The sequence below is a fragment of the Thermaurantimonas sp. genome (assembly GCF_046299575.1).
Lineage (GTDB): Bacteria > Bacteroidota > Bacteroidia > Flavobacteriales > Schleiferiaceae > Thermaurantimonas.
In genome coordinates, this window is record NZ_JBKBHX010000007.1 from 38,972 (window position 1) to 56,420 (window position 17,449).

Consider the following 17,449-nt stretch of genomic DNA (forward strand, 5'->3'; position numbering starts at 1 on the left):
AGGTTGATGAATCGGTTCTATGAAAGCTTTAAAATTCTCATCTTTTAAAAAAATTTTTCAACTCTACACATATATTCGTCCTTATCGTTGGAGATTTCTGTTAGGCCTGCTCTTTCTTGTACTTTCAAGCGGTGCCAATCTGATTTTCCCGAAATTGCTTGGAGATTTAGTCGATGCCTCTAAGCTCTCCGATTTTTCAACGGCAATTAACCAAACTGGCTTGCTGCTGGTGGGTATATTGATTTTACAATCGCTGTTTTCATTTTTCAGAATCGTTTTGTTTGTACAAGTTACTGAATACTCCCTTGCAGCTCTGCGCAAGGCAGCTTTTTCTCACTTGATTTTTCTGCCAATATCTTTCTACAACGAACGCAGAGTAGGCGAGCTGAGCAGTCGATTATCAAACGACATCGTAGTGCTGCAAGAAACGATGACGACCACACTGGCTGAGTTCCTTCGACAGTTGCTCATCATCATCGGAGGCGTAGCATTGCTTACTTACACTTCATGGAAATTGACTCTTTTCATGCTCGCGATTTTGCCACCTATTGTATTAATTACCATGTATTTCGGGCGATATATACGATCACTTTCTAAGAAAGTTCAAGACGAAATAGCCGGTGGACAAACCATTTTAGAAGAGACCCTACAAGGCATTTATAATGTGAAAGTGTTTGTAAACGAATGGTTTGAAGAGAAGCGCTACTCCAAAGAAATAGATCATGCCCGCGATACCGCTATTAAGACCGGTATTTGGCGTGGTGCTTTTGCCTCTTTTATCATCCTCGGACTTTTTGGCGCGATGGTGGCTGTACTCTGGAAGGGTACTACACTAATAGCTAAAGGCGAGCTCGCTACCGGACAGTTGTTTTCTTTTGTGATTTATTCTGGTTTTATAGGAGGTAGCATCGGCGGAATGGCAGACATCTATACCCGCATCCAAAAAGCCATTGGAGCTACTGAAGAATTGCTAAAAATATTTGAATATCAGAAAGAAACAGATGCTTTTTCAAAAGCTCATATAGTACAATTGCCTGCAGCAGTGAGAGGTAACATTCAGATTCGCAATCTCACCTTCTCCTATCCGAGCCGTAAAGATATACAGGTGCTTAAAGGCATCGATTTAGATATTCACGCTGGTGAAAAAGTAGCTTTAGTGGGCAGTAGTGGAGGTGGAAAGAGTACCTTAATTGCTCTGCTGTGCAAATTGTATGAAAATTACGAAGGTGAGATTTCCCTCGAAGGTATTAGTTACAGAAATCTCAGTCCTCAGCAGGTGCGCAGCCACATTGCCGTGGTGCCACAGGAGGTAATGCTGTTTGGTGGTACAATCAGAGAAAACATAGCTTACGGCAAACCTAATGCTACGGATCAAGAAATTATTGACGCTGCTAAATCGGCCTATGCATGGGATTTTATTTCTAAATTTCCTGAAAAATTGGACACAATAGTGGGTGAACGCGGTGTTCAGCTCTCTGGTGGGCAGAGACAACGCATTGCCATAGCTCGAGCTATCATAAAAAACCCCTCTATTTTAATTCTTGACGAAGCAACTTCTTCCTTAGACTCTGAATCAGAATACTATATCCAGCTGGCTCTTGAGAAAATCATGGAAAATCGCACATCGATCATTATTGCACACAGACTATCTACCATCAAAAAAGTAGATAAAATCGCTGTAATCGACTGTGGAAAAATTATAGAACTAGGTAAGCATGATGATCTATTAATAAAAGGCGATAGTTTATATAAAAAATGGTTTCAACTTCAAAAGTTTTAATACTTTTACCAATAATTACTTTTAAAAAATAACTATGTGATAGGTCTTCGAAATTCTTTTTACATTGTTTTTCTGCTTAATATATTAACTTTTTCAAGTAATGCACAGTATAGACTTACTAACAATGATAGTCTGAATAACTATTTGATTAGAAGAATCTCTGTTGTTCGATCTTTTGGTGATCAAAAGTCAATTGAACAGCTACTTAAGAAAATTAATGAAATTCCAGATTCAGATTATTTGGATGAGCGTGAAATTGTAAAAAATTTTCTATACATCCGAAAATCTTATTTAGAGAATAATCTACCGCTATTATTTCACTACTTCGATTTAAATTCTAAGCTCATAACTGATAATGATTATCTCGATATTCAAAAAAATCAATATACCGGAATTTACTTCTTACTTTTTGATTCTTTAGATAAGGCCATTGACGAATTTTTTAAATTCGCATCTTATGAACAAATGCAAGATTCTTCGTTACTTTCTATTTCTAATTATCAGGCTGCACAAATATTATATCGCCAAGAAAACTACCTGAAAGCAACGGAATTCTTTTTTAAAAGTATTCCGTATTTCTTCTTTCTTCCTGACTCTTCATATATTTTCAATCGCCTTCAAGAAATTTACTCAAATATTGGCCTGTGCTACATGAAGATGGGCGATTATAAAAATGCAAAATATTACTTTCTGACTTGTAAGTATTACATAGATAATTCTGAAAAATACATACTAAAAAACAAAAGTAGATATTTTGAAGATGAATATGAAGAAATAATTCGCTTTATACATGAAGCTAAGGGCGTACTTTACGGAAATTTAGGCCAGATATATATTTTGACTGGTAAATCAAAAGAAGGAATTGAACTTTTAAAAAAATCCATTGAAATAAATATACAACCCACATTTGATAACAAGGATGCCTATATTACCGCCGGCCATCTAATAAATACTTATTTCAATTTACAACAATACGACAGTGCTCTTAATTACATGAACCTGTATTTCAATAAAATTCAGGAATATGACATTCACAAAATTATTGCTGATATTTCATTTAATGCATTAAAATATTACCTGCCTAGAGATAAAGTAAAATCGATTTACTACATTAAAATTTATGAAGAGGCAACGAAAAATTTTGAAAAAATAAACAGAAGTAAAAAATTCTTTGAAAAATATATGGACCTAATCGATCAAAAATATACACTTCAATTAGAAAATGAAAGGTTAAAACAAGAAAAGATACTTCAAAAAGAAGAATTTAATAAATTGATTTTTCTCATCATTATCACTGTTTTGGTATTTACCATCTTAATGTATCTCTTTTTCTATTCTAAAATTAAACAGCGAAATGTGATTATCGAATCCTACAATTCAGAGCTACAAAAAATTAATAATGAACTCGAAAAAGCAAACATTCAAAAATCTTCTATAATGGGTATGGTAGCTCATGATCTTCGTGGTCCTATTTTATCTATTAAATCATTAAACGAATTGCGAAAAGATAATTCTATTACACCTGAAGAATTTGATACCCATCTCAATGACTTAACAAATACTTCTAATGAAGTGATTAATGACATTATTGATTTTGTAAAAACAGAGCTAAACAGAAACGAAAAAAATTTTGAGAATGTTGATGTAAATCCAGTTATTGTTCAAACTATTGAAGAGTTAAAACTTATTTATGATCAAAAGAAAATACAAATCAATTATACACAGTGTGAAAACTATGTAAAAACTGAAAAAATTTTATTTAAAAGATTGATTCAAAATTTACTGAGTAATGCTTTAAAATTTAGTCAAAATAACAGCACTATAGATATTAGATTAGAAAATATGGATGATGCAGTAAAACTTGAAATAGAAGATAAAGGAATTGGAATACCAGAAAAAATGCTAGGCAGCCTGTTTGAAGCCTTTACCAAAGCTTCTAGAAAAGGAACCAATAATGAGCCTTCTCACGGTTTAGGTATGAGCATTGTAAAACGCATAGTGGACTACCACCGGGGGAAAATTTCCATAAAATCAACTGTTGGAGTAGGAACTACCGTAATGGTAGAGTTTCCTAAATAAATCTTATTTTTTAGGATTTCTCACGTAAAAATAAAACCCGTTATTTGAATAAAGAAATTCAGCATCTTTTACCGATTCTTCAAACTGTTTGATGTGGTATTTTCTAACGGAAAAATACACGGGTTTATCTACATTGCCCGTTTCCAGCCAAAGGGGATTATATTTATTTGAATTAGTCGCTTTGCTACACTCTGTGTAAAAATATTGTGCATAGCTCTTGTATTTGAAAGTAGCTGCATATATATCTTTATTTTTAAGAGATTTAAAGAATTCAATATTTGCTCTTTGTGAAATTCGTTCAATGTTTCCTACAAAGGCATATAAGGTTGTTTGAATCCAAATTATTTGTAACAAAGAGGTGAGATATAAATATTTTTTTTTCTTATTCTTTAAAAAACGCATTCCTAAAAGTAAAAACAAAATAGCTGCCAGAGGAGGTATAAAATCTAACCAGGGCCATTGAACGAAATCAGCCTGTAAATTTTCTTTAGCAAAGTCATCTTGAATTTTCAGAATGAGAAAAGATTTTAAATAAGGAAATAATGAAAACACTAAAGATGTTATAAGAATGATCATTGAAATAAAAACATATAATATCTTGGAAAATAAGGAAAATGAATTCTTTTGGCGAATGTTTTGATAAATATGAATGGAAGCTATAAAAGTGAGCGGATAATAGGCTAAACTACTGTAATGAACTATTTTCGTTTTAACTATGGAAAATAGAATTAAAACAACGAAAAATAATATAGACATCCATCGAATATAATCTCTTGTTATTAGGTCAAATATTTGACGGTTTTTCTTGTCAAAATACCAGGCTGTAAAAAATACTGAGGCAGGGAAACATCCAAAAAGAAGTACAACAATGTGATAACCAAAGAAGCCTCTGTGACCGGCATCTGGTGTAGTAAGTAATTCCCATTGTCGAATGGTAAATTCAATTAAAAATTCGGGTCCGTTGAGGCTGTAATCAATTAAGAGCCAAACTCCAAATGTACCTAAGCTGGTGAGTAGATAGACAATAAAATGCCAAAACGGTAAATACCATCTGAAGCGTTCAAAAATCCAATAAACAAATGCTACCAGAGAAATGACAAGTAAAGCGACTGGTCCTTTAGTCAATATGGCAAGACCACTAAACAGCCCTGCAAGTAAAAGTTTAGATATCGATTTTGAAGATTTATTATAGGAATGATAATGACTAATTATGCTAATAAAAGAAAGAAAAATCAAAAAGTTGAACCAAGGATCTATTATTCCACTTTTGAAGTACAAATGGGGTAAAATAGATGCCCACCACATAACAACCCATATCCAAGCAAATTGAAGGGAAATAATTCTTTTTCCGAACCAAAGCAAAAAAGCCGAAACGAGTATTCCAAGAAAGGCGTTGGGTAAACGAGCCGCAAATTCACTTACTCCAAATAAATGCATGCTTATGGCCTGAAGCCACATAAAAAAGGGTGGTTTTTCTGTAAAGGGTCGGAAGTCGATTTGTGCATTTAAATAATTGCCAGAAACAACCATTTCGCGGGCTATTTCTGCAAAATTTATTTCATCCCAATCAAATAAATGAACTTTGCCAATAAAAGGAATGAAAAGCAATGATGATACAGCAATAGCTACAACAAGATTTTTAAAAAATCTCATTCTTTTGGATTAAAAATGTTGACTAATCGCACACAAAAATGCGATATCAATATACCTAAAAGACCACCAGCTGCCACATCAGGTATAAAATGTTGTGATAAATATACCCGGCTGATTCCCACCAAAATAGCTATGAGGGCAAACAAATAGCCTAATTTTTTAGGTGCGATTACAGCTACTAAACTCCAAAATGCAAATGCGGCCATCGTGTGACCTGAGGGAAAACTGTATTTTTTATGCATACGTACTCCTTCTACGAGTTTAAGCTTATCAGCACCAATTTCCAGAATGGGGCGATCAATGTTTGGAAAAAGAACGGATTTTCCAAGGGCTGTTACAATCAGTGTGATAACTGCTGCAGTGGAGTAAAGCAAGAAATATTCCCGGTTTTTTTTTAATCCAAAATACAGGATAAAAGGCAGAAAGATAAGCCCATCGCCAAGGTGTGTGATGAATTTAAAAAAAACGTCGGAAAGAGGATGCTTCCAGCTATTCAGTGCCAGATGCAATTCGACCTTGTCGAAAAAAAGGGACAAGAAAAGAGTGACTGCGATAAAGACCGCCGAAGGAACCAGAAATGAGATTGGTATTTTGAGTTGTGAGGTCATTTAGTTGGAGCCAAGAAGGTGAAGTAAGTCTCCTATCTGGCTGTTCCATAGCTTTTTAGACTCTTCGAGTTCGTCTTCGTACGCATAATCAATTACCCAGAGTGAGAGGTCATTGGTTATTTCGTCTTCTACTAGTTTGAACTCAAAGAAGTATTTATTACCTGCTTGTTCGTCTTCTTCCCAGCGGAAGCGAACAAACTGTTCAGGTCTTTTACCGATCATTTTGGCTTTTTGTTCTGTATCGCCCCAAATGAAGGTATAGTTATCTCCTTTGTTATTGACATCGTCACAAAACCATTCAGCCAAACCATTGGGAGTACTGAGATATTGAAACAGCAGTGGTTTTGAGCATTTCACGGGAAATTCGAGTTCAAATTTTACTTTTTGAGCTTCAGCCATTGACTAACTTTTTTTAAAAACAGTTTAGTTTTGGTATTAAAAATCGGCCGAATATAGAAAAATCAAAAAATCTACAATAACCTGGGTCAAAAAAATGTGAATAAATCAATATTTATTTGATTCGCTGGTCGTAAACAGCGCCCATGCCCGGATTTTCGCCAAGAAGGGTGTTAGTGATATATCGCTTTATGGCATGAAACGTCATCATGTGGAGGTCTTCAACAATTTCCATGTCAGCAACTGGAATGTGAATGCTGATATCGGCTATTTGGGCGCATTGTCCACCCTTGTAACCGGTGAGTGCAGCCGTTTTTATGCCTTGATTTTTGGCCCATTGGAGTGCATTTACAACGTTTTTTGAGTTGCCACTACCTGAGAGACCTATCACTAAATCGCCGGGTCGAGCGAAGTTTTTGAGTTGCTCTTCGAAGATGGCTTCGTAGCTGATGTCGTTTGAAATAGCCATTAGGGCTGGGATATTGTCGTTCAGACAAATGAATCGGAAACGTTTTTCCAGGCCGAAGGAGGCCCCTTTTACATAATCGCCTGCTACGTGTGAAGCTGTGGCACCGCTACCGCCATTGCCCATTGTATAAATAGTACTCCCTTCGTTGTAAGTGTACAAGATGGCTTCGGCCAGATCAGCTACCTTATCAAGAGGAATTAGATTTATAGCATTTAGGGAGTTATGTAAATATGTTTGGATGTCTTTGTTCATTCCGTAAGAAATTGAGCAACTAAGTTAAAAACTTTATCGGGTTGTTCGGCATGAACCCAGTGACCGGCATCGCTGATTGTTTCAACTCGGGAATTAGGAAAATGTTTCGAAATGAGGGGGATATCGCCGTCGCGAATGTAATCGCTGCGGTTGCCGCGAATGAAGAGGGTAGGGCCTTGATAAATTGCGTATTCAGGTAAGGCGCGGCCTACTTCTTCGATTTTTTCAGCTATCACGTCGAGGTTGAATCGAAATTCAAAGCCATCGGGGGTGCGGTGTAGGCTTTTGAGTAGAAACATCCGGATGTCGGGTTGGGGAATTTTTTGTGCGAGTTGTTCTTCGACATCGGAGCGGCTATCGGTTTTGAGATTAAGCGAACGCAGAGCATCGATGATGAGGGTGTGATGTACGGGATAGTATCGCGGGGCTATATCCACCACGATGAGTCGCTCCACTACATCTGGGCGCAAGGTGGCCAGAAGCATGGCGGTTTTGCCGCCCATTGAGTGACCGAGTAAGTTGGAGGGTGTTAAGTGATTTGTTTCAAGGTATTCCAATACGTCGGCAGCCATAGTTTCGTAGTCGAAGTGTTCGGTTTTGTATGATCGACCGTGATTAGGCATGTCAAGTAGGTGTACTTCGATTTGCGTTTCTTCTGCCCAACGACGCGCAAGAGAGGCCCAATTATCGCCCATTCCAAATAGGCCATGCAGAACAATGAGCTTTTGAGCTTTGCCTGACCCATAAATTTTGCTGTAAAGTTTCATCATTGAAAAGAATGGTGGGCAAATGTAATGGCGAACGCAGTGAGCCTTGCGGGGAGTAATGGAAGTTGGATAAATCCAGACGAAGCCAGCTGAATCCGTCTTGTGTAACTAAAACCGGATTTATAAGAGAGCGCGTATACGCTTTAATAATGGCACGCCTAAATGAAATTAGAAAAAATTTATTTTCTTTTGAAGATTGGTACGTTGGAGCAAGCCTCGCCATACATAAGAGAGCGAACGACTGTTTGTAGTCTTTGGGTAATGGCGGCAAAAGCAGCCGGCGTGATGGCGGGATGCTGACAGCCGTTAATGAGCACGCGTTGACCTCTATAGGGCTCTAAAGGTAGATCGGCGATAGCAGCGAGCAGTTTGGTTTTTTCAAGGTCTTGTGGGTCGGAGTAAATCGAGCGCGCTTGATGCTCTTCTAATTTGCTGGATATGAGCATCCAGGCCCACATAGGCACGATAGCATCGGAGCTGCAAGTGAGCACTACTGTGCGACCTGAATGTCGAGACCAAAGGTATGATCGAATGTGTGACTTAAAGTCGTCTTCGCGCAAAATGATGCCTTCATAAAGCCACCCGGCGATGTCGAGTACTTGGACATCAGCCTGATAGAGGAGTTCTTTGAGGCTGAGATTGATCAGGCCACTCTCGGCTACTTTATTTTGAATTATTTCCATAGGTGGTTTTGTACTTCAGAAAATTCCGAGTTCGAGCTTGGCTTCTTCACTCATCATGTCTTTGTGCCAGGGAGGATCGAAGGTGATTTGCACTTTTACATCGGTAACCACGTCGAGGGTACGTACTTTTTCTTGTACTTCTGTAGGTAATGTTTCAGCTACCGGGCAGTTTGGCGAGGTGAGTGTCATGAGAATGTCCACTTCGCCGTGGTCGCTTATTTTAAGGTCGTAAATGAGACCCAGATCGTATATGTTGACAGGAATTTCGGGATCGTAGATGTTTCGCAAAACTTCTACCACTTGGTCGGCAAGCTCTTGCATTTGATCGTCGGTAAGCATAGCAGTATTGATTTAGCTAGGTTGGGTGAGTTGGCTGATAGCTAGTGCGTAATATTTCATTTGCTTGATCATTGCCAATAGACCATTGGCTCGTGTAGGTGATAGGTGCTGTTTAAGGCCAATTTTTTCTATAAAGTGAATGTCTGCATCTACTATGTCTTGAGGCAATTGATTGTCGAAAACGCGTATCAGAAGGGCTACTATGCCTTTTACGATTATTGCATCGCTATCGGCTGTGTAGCGGATTCGACCATTATCGTCGAGGTAGGCGTGTAGCCACACGCGACTTTGACAGCCTTTGATGAGGTTTTCGTCAACTTTGTATTTAGGGTCGATGAGAGGAAGTTCTTTGCCGAGCTCGATGATGTATTCGTACTTCTGTTCCCAGTTGTCAAACATTTCGAACTCTTGAACTATTTCTTCTTGAACTTCAGCAATGGAGGGCATGTCGAATTTTTCTACAAAAATAGGTCGGTCGCCTGATTGTCCCAAATGTCATTATTCACAAAAGAATTGGTAAGAAATATTGTCTTATCGGGTTTGAGTAGGATAAAATTTGAATAATTTCAAAATTCGGACTATTGATAAGAAAGTTTTAAAATCTATATATTGATATTGTTGTTTTTTTTAGAGTCGAGAACTTTGTAATATGAATCGATATTTGCTACTAGCGAGTACACTTGTTGTTCTTGCGATAGAGGCTTGCAAAAGCAATCATGAAACAGCTGAAGAGACTGTTGTACAACCGAAAACTCCTATTGATAGTCTGACGGCTTTGATTGAAAAAAATCCAGAAAATGCCGTGTATCTGGCCGAGAGGGCTTCCATGTATCTGGATGAACGAAAGTTTAAGGAAGCACTTGAAGATATCGACAAAGCTTGGCTGCTCGATTCTAATCACATAAGAGTGCAGTTGATACGGGGAGATGTGTATTACGTGCTCAACAGAACGCGCGCTTCGCGCGACAGCTGGCTTAAGTGTGTGGAGCAGGACCCAAATAACGAAGTGTGCAGGATGCGATTAGCTGAACTATACCTTGCTGTAAAAGATTTAGAAGCTGCTATGGAACACCTTAAAGTAGTTTTAGAAAAAAACAAGACGAATGCGAATGCACACTTTATGATGGGTGTAGTAATTAGAGATTTATATGGTGATACAGACCGCGCACTGCTGTCGATTCAGCGAGCTATTGAAATCAAAGAAGATTATGTTGACGCGCTTGATATGATGGGAGTGCTTCTTACAGCAAAAGGTGATCCGCTAGCGATCAAATATTTACAGAATGCTTTGGATTACAGCCCAAATAGACATGACCTGATTTACAAACTTGGTTACGCCTACATGCGCTTTGGAAAGTTTAATGAGGCCATGGATATGTTTACTAAGGCTACAATGATTAATCCTAAAGATGAAGATAGCTACTTTAACATGGGATTTATTCATGTAGAGACGAAAAATTACTCCATTGCGCGTGAATATTTCGACAAAGCAGTGAAAGCAAATCCGGAGTCGTTTAAGGCGTATTACGGCCGTGGTTATACAAATGAAATGCTTGGCAATGCGAAAGCCGCAATCGAAGACTACACGCACGCACTTACGCTCAATCCAGAATACACCCCAGCGGCTGAAAGCCTTAAGCGATTTGGCAGATATTAAAAGAAAAAGTAGGTGAGAAAAAAGCATCTTATTTTCTTTATCAGCCTGGTCGTAGTTGCGTTCAATTCTTACGGCCAGGCAGCACGGGGTGAACTGTACAGGGTCATGTTTTACAACGTTGAAAACCTTTTTGACCCATATGACGACCCAGAGAAGAACGACAACGACTTCACACCAGAAGGCAACTATCGTTGGACGGAATACCGCTGGCGGGAGAAGACCTCTAAAATTGCCAAAGTGATTCGCGCTGTAGGCGCAGGTCAGTTGCCAGCTATTATTGGTTTTTGTGAAATTGAAAATCGATTGGTCTTAGAAGAGTTGGCACGTCATCCCATCATACGTGACGGTAAGTACCAGGTAGTTCATTATGAATCGCCTGACCGCAGGGGTATTGATGTTGGTCTTTTCTATCGCGACGGAATTTTTACACTTTTGTATTCAGAGCCTTTGAGAGTACGAGTGGATAACAAGCCTGATTTCGCAACACGAGATATTTTATATGTAAAAGGCTTACTGGCCGGAGTTGATACCGTGCACATCTTTGTAAACCACTGGCCATCTAGATTGGGGGGTGCTTCCGCCAGTGAACCCAACAGAATTGCCGCTGCCCGTACGCTTCGCACTAAAACTGACAGTATAATGGCTGTGGTAAAGAGTGCCAATGTATTGATAATGGGCGACTTTAATGACGAGCCTGAAGATATCAGTTTGTCGAAAATTTTAGGTGCTGGTAGAAAGGTTGATCGGGAAGTACAATTGATTAACCTCATGCTTGATATGCCGGCAGGGGAGGGCAGCCACCGTTTTCAAGGCAGGTGGGGATTCTTGGATCAAATCATCGTTTCTAAGCCTTTGATGGATGGGTTAGGAAAACTGCAAGTGGCTGAAGGCAGGGCAAATGTTTTTAAAGCTGATTTTTTGCTGGAAGATGACAATCGCTATCCAGGCAAAATGCCTTACAGGCAATTTATCGGTTTTAAATTCAATGGAGGATTTAGCGATCACCTGCCTGTTTACATTGATGTGATATTGAAAAAATGATTTGTAAAATTGCTTCAGTGTTGCATTTTTGCCTTAAATACGCATTATAGATGAAATCTGTCACGAAAATATCATTATTATTTTTTTCTTTTTTACTAATTCTTACAAGCTGTAAAAGAGAAAGCTCAAATGACGATGCCAATGGTGATCCTTTATTAAGCCTGCCGATTGAAGAAAAGACCTTTATTTTACTTACCAATACTTTTGGTCCGAATGATCCGAATTCTGGAGGCGCTGCTGCTCTTTTTCAAGTTTACAACGATTATCTGCCCGGTAGGATATTCATGATGAATATTCCCTCTCAAAATAATGTAGCCTACAAAGCCGGAGTGACTGACAGCGTTATCAATACTTTTTTCAAAAAACCTCCTGTTCCAGCTTTACATCTCAACAATGAATTTGTCGATTTAGATCTGGCCGAAAAAATTGACCTTGTTTCAAACCGTTCTCCCAATGTTGGAGTAAATCACTTGGTGGCTGATAAGGGCGATTACTATGAAGTGCGGGCCAAGGTGAAAATTTTGGATTTTTTCTACACATCTTCCTTTTACATCACATCTTATTTGTTAGGCGATTTTGAACCAAAAGATTACGGAGGTGGAGTAAATTTCAGCACACAGCCACTTCCAGGGGTTACTGAAATTTCAAATGGAAGACTTTCTTATGCATTAGACGTTAAATCGCTGAGAGATACATCGCGTGTAGTAGTGCGTAAGGGGGATCCCGTGATGCACTATCGGGTATTGCTCTCAACTGATTCAGTGGCTTTTGCTCCGGGTCTCCTGCTCGATACCATCAATATTTTCGGCAGAAGTTTTGATGCCGGCGACATTTTTGGCTTGCAGCAAACACCTTTGAGATTCAAACTTCCCAAAACTCCGGCTTCAGAGGTAGCTGCCAATCTGTATGTAGTGACTATGGTATTTAGAAAAGAAGACGGCGATCAGCAAATTCGATTAGAAAACTCTTATCAAACCCGAATTCGATGAAAAAACGCATCAAAAAGGTACCTATATGGATATTGATTCTCGTTCTTACTACCGTTACTTGTAAAAGAGTGCCTCTTACCGGAAGGAAGCAATTAGCTTTCTTACCTGCCTCGGAGCTTAATGCTTTGAGTTTTTCACAATATCAGCAGATTAAACAAAAAGAACAAGTAATCAAAGGCACACCTGAAGCCCAGATGATAGAGCGCGTAGGTCGCCGTATTCAGAAAGCTGTAGAAGAATATCTAAATGCCAATGGCCAGTCACAGCTTTTAAATGGATTTGAATGGGAATTTATTCTCATAAAAAGCGATGTAGTGAATGCGTGGTGCATGCCAGGAGGCAAAGTAGCTTTTTACACCGGAATTCTTCCGATTTGTAAAGATGAAACAGGCGTGGCAGTGGTGATGGGGCATGAAGTTGCCCATGCCATTGCTCAGCACGGCAATGAACGCATGTCACAAGCCATGCTACAGCAATTTGGGGGCATGGCGCTCGCTGTTGCGCTGCGTGACAAACCAGCTGAGACACAGGCCATCTTTTTAGGTGCATATGGTGTTGGAACAACTTTAGGTGCGATACTTCCATATTCTAGATTGCACGAAAGTGAGGCTGATCGATTGGGGCTCATCTTTATGGCTATGGCGGGATATGACCCGCGAGAAGCTCCAAAATTCTGGGAACGCATGTCGAATCTAAGCGGTGGTCAGAAACCTCCTGAGATTTTAAGTACCCACCCTTCAAACGAACGGAGAATCAGAGATATAAATGCTCAGATTCCTGAAGCTATGAAATATTATAAACCTTAAAATTCAGTAGTCATTGAAAATCAAGGATTTTATTAAGATCTACGCAGCAGTGCTGCTTGCTCATGTGGCGGCCCAAGCTGTAGCTAAAGATTTTTCATTGCTGTTTTTTACCAAATTACTAATTCCACTGTCTGTTTTGTTATACAATTTTTACTTTAATAAAAATACGCTAATAAACATTTTTCTCTCGTCATCCTTTACATTTTTTCTCTTCGGAAATGTACTAATGATGATTAGTCCGCAGTACGATCCTTGTAGGTTTGATATTCCCATGTTTTCGTATTCTGCAGCCTTTTTGTTTCTGGCTATTTTGCCTTTGATCCGCGCTGAATGGAAAAAGAAAAACGTTTTAACAGGAATAATTGTCGCTGTTATAAACGGTTTTTTGTCTTATCTCTATATCTTAAAAGGTTTACAATCAAACCGATTCATATTTATCATCTTTGTCGTTTCCTTTGTTTTGATGTCTTTTACCACTTTTCTCTATAGATCAGAGTTAAAGAAAAAATTCTACATAATCGGGGGGCTTTTTGGGCTGTCTATCTCAAATCATTTACTGGGATTCTGCACATTTCGAGAAAAAGTTCCCTTTTTGGTGCCTTTAGCGATGTTGTTTTATGGGTTGAGCCTGCTGCTCTTTCTATTTGGATATATCGATTTAGATGAACACGCTTTAAATGGAACATCGAAGTATGACAGCAATTCCGACAGTTGATTTAGCAGAATTTTTATCTAACAATCCGGCTCAAAAGGCAGCATTTGTCGAAAAACTTGGCAAGGCATACGAAGAAATCGGTTTTGTAGCCGTTAAAAATCACGGACTTAGCGATGAGCTGCGCGACAAACTCTATGAAAAAGTAAAGGCCTTTTTTGCGCTGCCTGAAGAGGTCAAAAAAAAATATGAAATCCCTGGTTTGGCGGGGCAACGTGGCTATACCCCATTTGGCAAAGAGCATGCTAAGGGATTTAATAAAGGGGACTTAAAGGAATTTTGGCAGTTTGGTCAATGGATTACTGAGCCGGTAGAGGGTGAAGTGTACCCACCGAATGTAGAAGTGACCGAAATTGAAGGATTCAATGAGGTAGGACGTGAAGTGTATAAAACGCTCGAAAATACAGGCATACAAATTTTAAGGGCTATTGCACTTTATTTAGGTTTAGAAGAAACGTACTTCGATCGATATGTACACAATGGAAACAGCATTCTTAGAGCTATTCACTATCCGCCAATCACACAAGAGCCTGAAGATGCTGTTCGCGCAGCCCAACACGAGGATATCAATCTTATTACCCTTTTGATGGGGGCTTCTGCTGCTGGGCTTGAGGTACTGAATAAAAAAGGTGAATGGATCGCTGTAACTGCTTTGCCGGAACAAATTATTGTAAATGTTGGAGATATGCTCCAGCGGCTTACTAACAATGTGCTGCGCTCCACGACACATCGCGTTGTAAATCCACCAAGAGAAGAGTGGCACGAGCCAAGATATTCGATCCCATTCTTTCTGCATCCGATATCGTCAATGCCACTGAATTGTTTACCTCAGTGTATTTCTGACGATCGTCCCAAGGCTTACGACGACATCACTGCAGGTGAATATCTCGATGAGCGCTTGCGCGAAATCGGATTGAAGAAATAGCCTGATGTGGCTGCCGGAAGTTTTGTTTTGGGGTTCGTTAGCCTCTGTATTTTACACTTACAAAGGATACAGCTGGCTGCTGAAAATCTTACCAGCTGAAAAAATTGCTGAATTGGCCGAATGTGAAGAATGGCCAAAGGTAGAAGTCATCTTTGCAGCACACAACGAAGAGGTTGTAATTGCATCAAAGTTACAGTCTCTAATTCAAACTACTTACCCTGCTAAGCTGCTCACTGTGACGGTTGGCTCAGATGCCTCTACTGATCGCACCGATGAAATTGTTGAAGAATTTAGTAAAAAAAACGGCATTTCCATTCGACTGGTGCGTTTTGAGCAGCGTACCGGCAAGGCCGGTATCATTAATAAACTTGCCGCTGATAGTACAGCTGATATACTGGTATGCACAGACGCAAATGTTTTGCATGAGGCTGACTCAATAAAAAAGGCTGTGGCACTGCTCACTTCTCAACCCACACTGGGAGCTGTAGGGGGTACATTGCATTTTGTGGTAAAAAGCGCCCATGGCATAGCTCTGCAGGAAAACTATTATCGAACCTGGGAAAATACTGTTCGTCACCGCGAATCAGCTTTATGGCAACTGCCGATGGGTCTGGAAGGAGGGTTTTATGCCATAAGAAAGGAACTTTTTAAGCAAATCCCCAAAAACTTCTACATGGAAGATTTTTTTCAAACTCTCCATTTATATTGCAACGGCTTTAAAGCGTATTTACACCCAGAAGTTATTGGATATGAAGATGTAAGCACAATTCCCGAGGAGGAATTTCAACGCAAGAAAAGAATTTCAATTGGCAATTTTCAGAATTTCTTCCACTTTTTCCGATGCATTCATTCAAATGCGCATTTAGCCTTTGTGTTTTGGTCGCATAAAGGTTTGAGGTGGATTACACCTGTGCTGTTCTTACTAGCTCTGGCTTCCAATTTGCTTTTGGTGATTTTTACTACAAAAAAACTTTACAGTGTTACGCTGTTAATGGCTGTTCTTTTTTTACTTTTTAGTCTTTTGGGGAGGATTTTTTCAAAAAAGAAACAAAAATTCGCAGTTGCAGTCTTTATCTATCACTTTGTGAATATGAACTTTGCTCTGCTTACAGGACTTATTCAATATATCAAAGGCGTAAAATCTAATGTCTGGCAACCCACCCGCAGAAACCAAGCCTAAGTTAAATACGATAGAAGAGGCTATTGAAGACATTCGCAAGGGAAAAGTAGTGATCGTGGTGGACGATGAGGATCGAGAAAACGAAGGCGACTTTGTGGCGGCAGCAGAAAAGGTAACTCCTGAAATGATCAATTTCATGGCCATTTATGGCAGAGGCCTGATCTGTGTGCCTTTACTTGACAGTCGTTGCGACGAGCTCGACCTACCTCCTATGGTTACACACAATACTGACCCACATCACACGGCATTTACCATTTCGGTCGATTTAAAAGGACGTGGAAATACCACCGGGATTTCGGCTGCTGATAGGGCACGCACCATCCTCGCACTGGTCGATGAAAACAGCAAGCCAGAAGACTTTGCCCGCCCGGGTCACATTTTCCCCCTTCGTGCACGGCCCGGAGGCGTATTGCGCCGTACGGGTCATACCGAGGCAGCTATAGACTTAGCTCGATTAGCAGGGCTTAAACCTGCCGGCGTAATCGTAGAGATCATGAACGACGACGGCACGATGGCTAGGCTGCCCCAGTTGATAAAAATAGCTGAGCGATTCGATTTGAAAATCATCTCGATCGAAGATCTCGTGGCCTATCGAATGAGAAACGAGTCGCTTATTCAATTGATCGACCATTTTGACATTCAGACTCCATACGGGCCTTTTCACTTTTATGCTTTTGAACAAACCACCAATCACCAAATTCACATGGCTCTCACTATGGGCCAGTGGACAGAAGATGAAACTGTAATGGTGCGTATACATTCAGCTCTTGCAGGTGCTGATCTGCTTTCGCTCATTTTTGCTGATCCCTCTCAGCAGTTGCACAAAGCGCTTAAGCGCATTTCAAAAGAAGGTAAAGGTGCCATAGTCTATTTAAATCAGTCAAACAATCCAACGCATAACCTTCTGGATGTAATAAAATATTACAAAGAAAAATCAGAGCACACCAAACCCTCTTTTACGCGCGATGCGCGCGATATTGGCATCGGAGCTCAGATATTGCGATTTTTAAAAATTCGAAAAGTTAAACTACTGACCAACAACCCCATAAAACGCGTCGGCGTAGTAGGCTACGGGCTCGAAATTGTGGATAACACAACTTTTGATGTTTAATC

At 39.6% G+C, this 17,449-nt stretch carries 18 protein-coding genes; 10 read left to right on the top strand and 8 right to left on the bottom strand.

The window, feature by feature from the left end; all coding sequences use genetic code 11:
• Window positions 1–19: 19 nt before the first annotated feature.
• Window positions 20–1,780 (top strand): ABC transporter ATP-binding protein, encoded by a 1,761-nt coding sequence (locus ACK4EX_RS09580; protein ID WP_409772206.1) that lies wholly within the window; start codon window positions 20–22, stop codon window positions 1,778–1,780.
• 36 nt (window positions 1,781–1,816) lie between these two features.
• On the top strand, window positions 1,817–3,859 hold the full coding sequence (locus tag ACK4EX_RS09585) for an ATP-binding protein (protein WP_409772208.1): 2,043 nt from the start codon (window positions 1,817–1,819) through the stop codon (window positions 3,857–3,859).
• A 3-nt stretch (window positions 3,860–3,862) separates the two neighbouring features.
• Here ACK4EX_RS09585 and ACK4EX_RS09590 read toward each other — a convergent pair whose 3' ends face one another.
• The 8 genes from ACK4EX_RS09590 to ACK4EX_RS09625 form a co-directional block, all read right to left on the bottom strand.
• A complete protein-coding gene (locus ACK4EX_RS09590) occupies window positions 3,863–5,512 on the bottom strand; it encodes an ArnT family glycosyltransferase (RefSeq protein WP_409772210.1) in 1,650 nt (549 codons plus the stop codon).
• Window positions 5,509–6,048 (bottom strand): phosphatase PAP2 family protein, encoded by a 540-nt coding sequence (locus ACK4EX_RS09595; protein WP_409772212.1) that lies wholly within the window; start codon window positions 6,046–6,048, stop codon window positions 5,509–5,511. The genes ACK4EX_RS09590 and ACK4EX_RS09595 overlap by 4 nt, the downstream gene beginning before the upstream one ends.
• A gap of 72 nt (window positions 6,049–6,120) precedes the next feature.
• Window positions 6,121–6,519 (bottom strand): START-like domain-containing protein, encoded by a 399-nt coding sequence (locus tag ACK4EX_RS09600; RefSeq protein ID WP_409772215.1) that lies wholly within the window; start codon window positions 6,517–6,519, stop codon window positions 6,121–6,123.
• Between the two features lie 112 nt (window positions 6,520–6,631).
• Window positions 6,632–7,237: an SIS domain-containing protein gene (locus ACK4EX_RS09605; protein ID WP_409772218.1), complete on the bottom strand. Its 606-nt coding sequence runs from the start codon at window positions 7,235–7,237 to the stop codon at window positions 6,632–6,634.
• Window positions 7,234–8,007: an alpha/beta fold hydrolase gene (locus ACK4EX_RS09610; RefSeq protein WP_409772220.1), complete on the bottom strand. Its 774-nt coding sequence runs from the start codon at window positions 8,005–8,007 to the stop codon at window positions 7,234–7,236. Before ACK4EX_RS09610 ends, ACK4EX_RS09605 begins: the two co-directional genes overlap by 4 nt.
• Window positions 8,008–8,183: 176 nt before the next feature.
• Window positions 8,184–8,687: a DUF2480 family protein gene (locus ACK4EX_RS09615; RefSeq protein WP_409772222.1), complete on the bottom strand. Its 504-nt coding sequence runs from the start codon at window positions 8,685–8,687 to the stop codon at window positions 8,184–8,186.
• 15 nt (window positions 8,688–8,702) lie between these two features.
• Window positions 8,703–9,026: an SUF system Fe-S cluster assembly protein gene (locus ACK4EX_RS09620; RefSeq protein ID WP_409772224.1), complete on the bottom strand. Its 324-nt coding sequence runs from the start codon at window positions 9,024–9,026 to the stop codon at window positions 8,703–8,705.
• Between the two features lie 12 nt (window positions 9,027–9,038).
• Window positions 9,039–9,473, bottom strand: coding sequence for a SufE family protein (locus ACK4EX_RS09625; RefSeq protein ID WP_409772456.1), 435 nt, complete (start codon window positions 9,471–9,473; stop codon window positions 9,039–9,041).
• Between the two features lie 202 nt (window positions 9,474–9,675).
• Here ACK4EX_RS09625 and ACK4EX_RS09630 point away from each other — a divergent pair, with 202 nt between their 5' ends.
• The 8 genes from ACK4EX_RS09630 to ribB are packed head-to-tail and all read left to right on the top strand — an operon-like array spanning window position 9,676 to window position 17,447.
• Window positions 9,676–10,683 carry a tetratricopeptide repeat protein gene (locus ACK4EX_RS09630; protein WP_409772226.1) on the top strand — a complete coding sequence of 336 codons (1,008 nt, stop codon included), beginning with the start codon at window positions 9,676–9,678 and terminating at the stop codon, window positions 10,681–10,683.
• A gap of 12 nt (window positions 10,684–10,695) precedes the next feature.
• Entirely contained in the window at window positions 10,696–11,724 is a 1,029-nt protein-coding gene (locus ACK4EX_RS09635; RefSeq protein WP_409772228.1) for an endonuclease/exonuclease/phosphatase family protein, read from the top strand.
• A 50-nt stretch (window positions 11,725–11,774) separates the two neighbouring features.
• Window positions 11,775–12,713: a hypothetical protein gene (locus ACK4EX_RS09640; RefSeq protein WP_409772230.1), complete on the top strand. Its 939-nt coding sequence runs from the start codon at window positions 11,775–11,777 to the stop codon at window positions 12,711–12,713.
• Window positions 12,710–13,519, top strand: a complete 810-nt coding sequence (locus tag ACK4EX_RS09645) for a M48 family metallopeptidase (protein ID WP_409772232.1) — start codon at window positions 12,710–12,712, stop codon at window positions 13,517–13,519. The genes ACK4EX_RS09640 and ACK4EX_RS09645 overlap by 4 nt, the downstream gene beginning before the upstream one ends.
• A 13-nt stretch (window positions 13,520–13,532) precedes the next feature.
• Entirely contained in the window at window positions 13,533–14,234 is a 702-nt protein-coding gene (locus ACK4EX_RS09650) for a hypothetical protein (protein ID WP_409772235.1), read from the top strand.
• On the top strand, window positions 14,212–15,156 hold the full coding sequence (locus ACK4EX_RS09655; protein ID WP_409772236.1) for an isopenicillin N synthase family dioxygenase: 945 nt from the start codon (window positions 14,212–14,214) through the stop codon (window positions 15,154–15,156). The genes ACK4EX_RS09650 and ACK4EX_RS09655 overlap by 23 nt, the downstream gene beginning before the upstream one ends.
• Window positions 15,157–15,160: 4 nt before the next feature.
• Window positions 15,161–16,336 carry a glycosyltransferase gene (locus ACK4EX_RS09660; RefSeq protein ID WP_409772238.1) on the top strand — a complete coding sequence of 392 codons (1,176 nt, stop codon included), beginning with the start codon at window positions 15,161–15,163 and terminating at the stop codon, window positions 16,334–16,336.
• Window positions 16,302–17,447 carry a 3,4-dihydroxy-2-butanone-4-phosphate synthase gene (gene ribB / locus ACK4EX_RS09665; protein WP_409772240.1) on the top strand — a complete coding sequence of 382 codons (1,146 nt, stop codon included), beginning with the start codon at window positions 16,302–16,304 and terminating at the stop codon, window positions 17,445–17,447. The genes ACK4EX_RS09660 and ribB overlap by 35 nt, the downstream gene beginning before the upstream one ends.
• Window positions 17,448–17,449 lie beyond the last annotated feature (2 nt).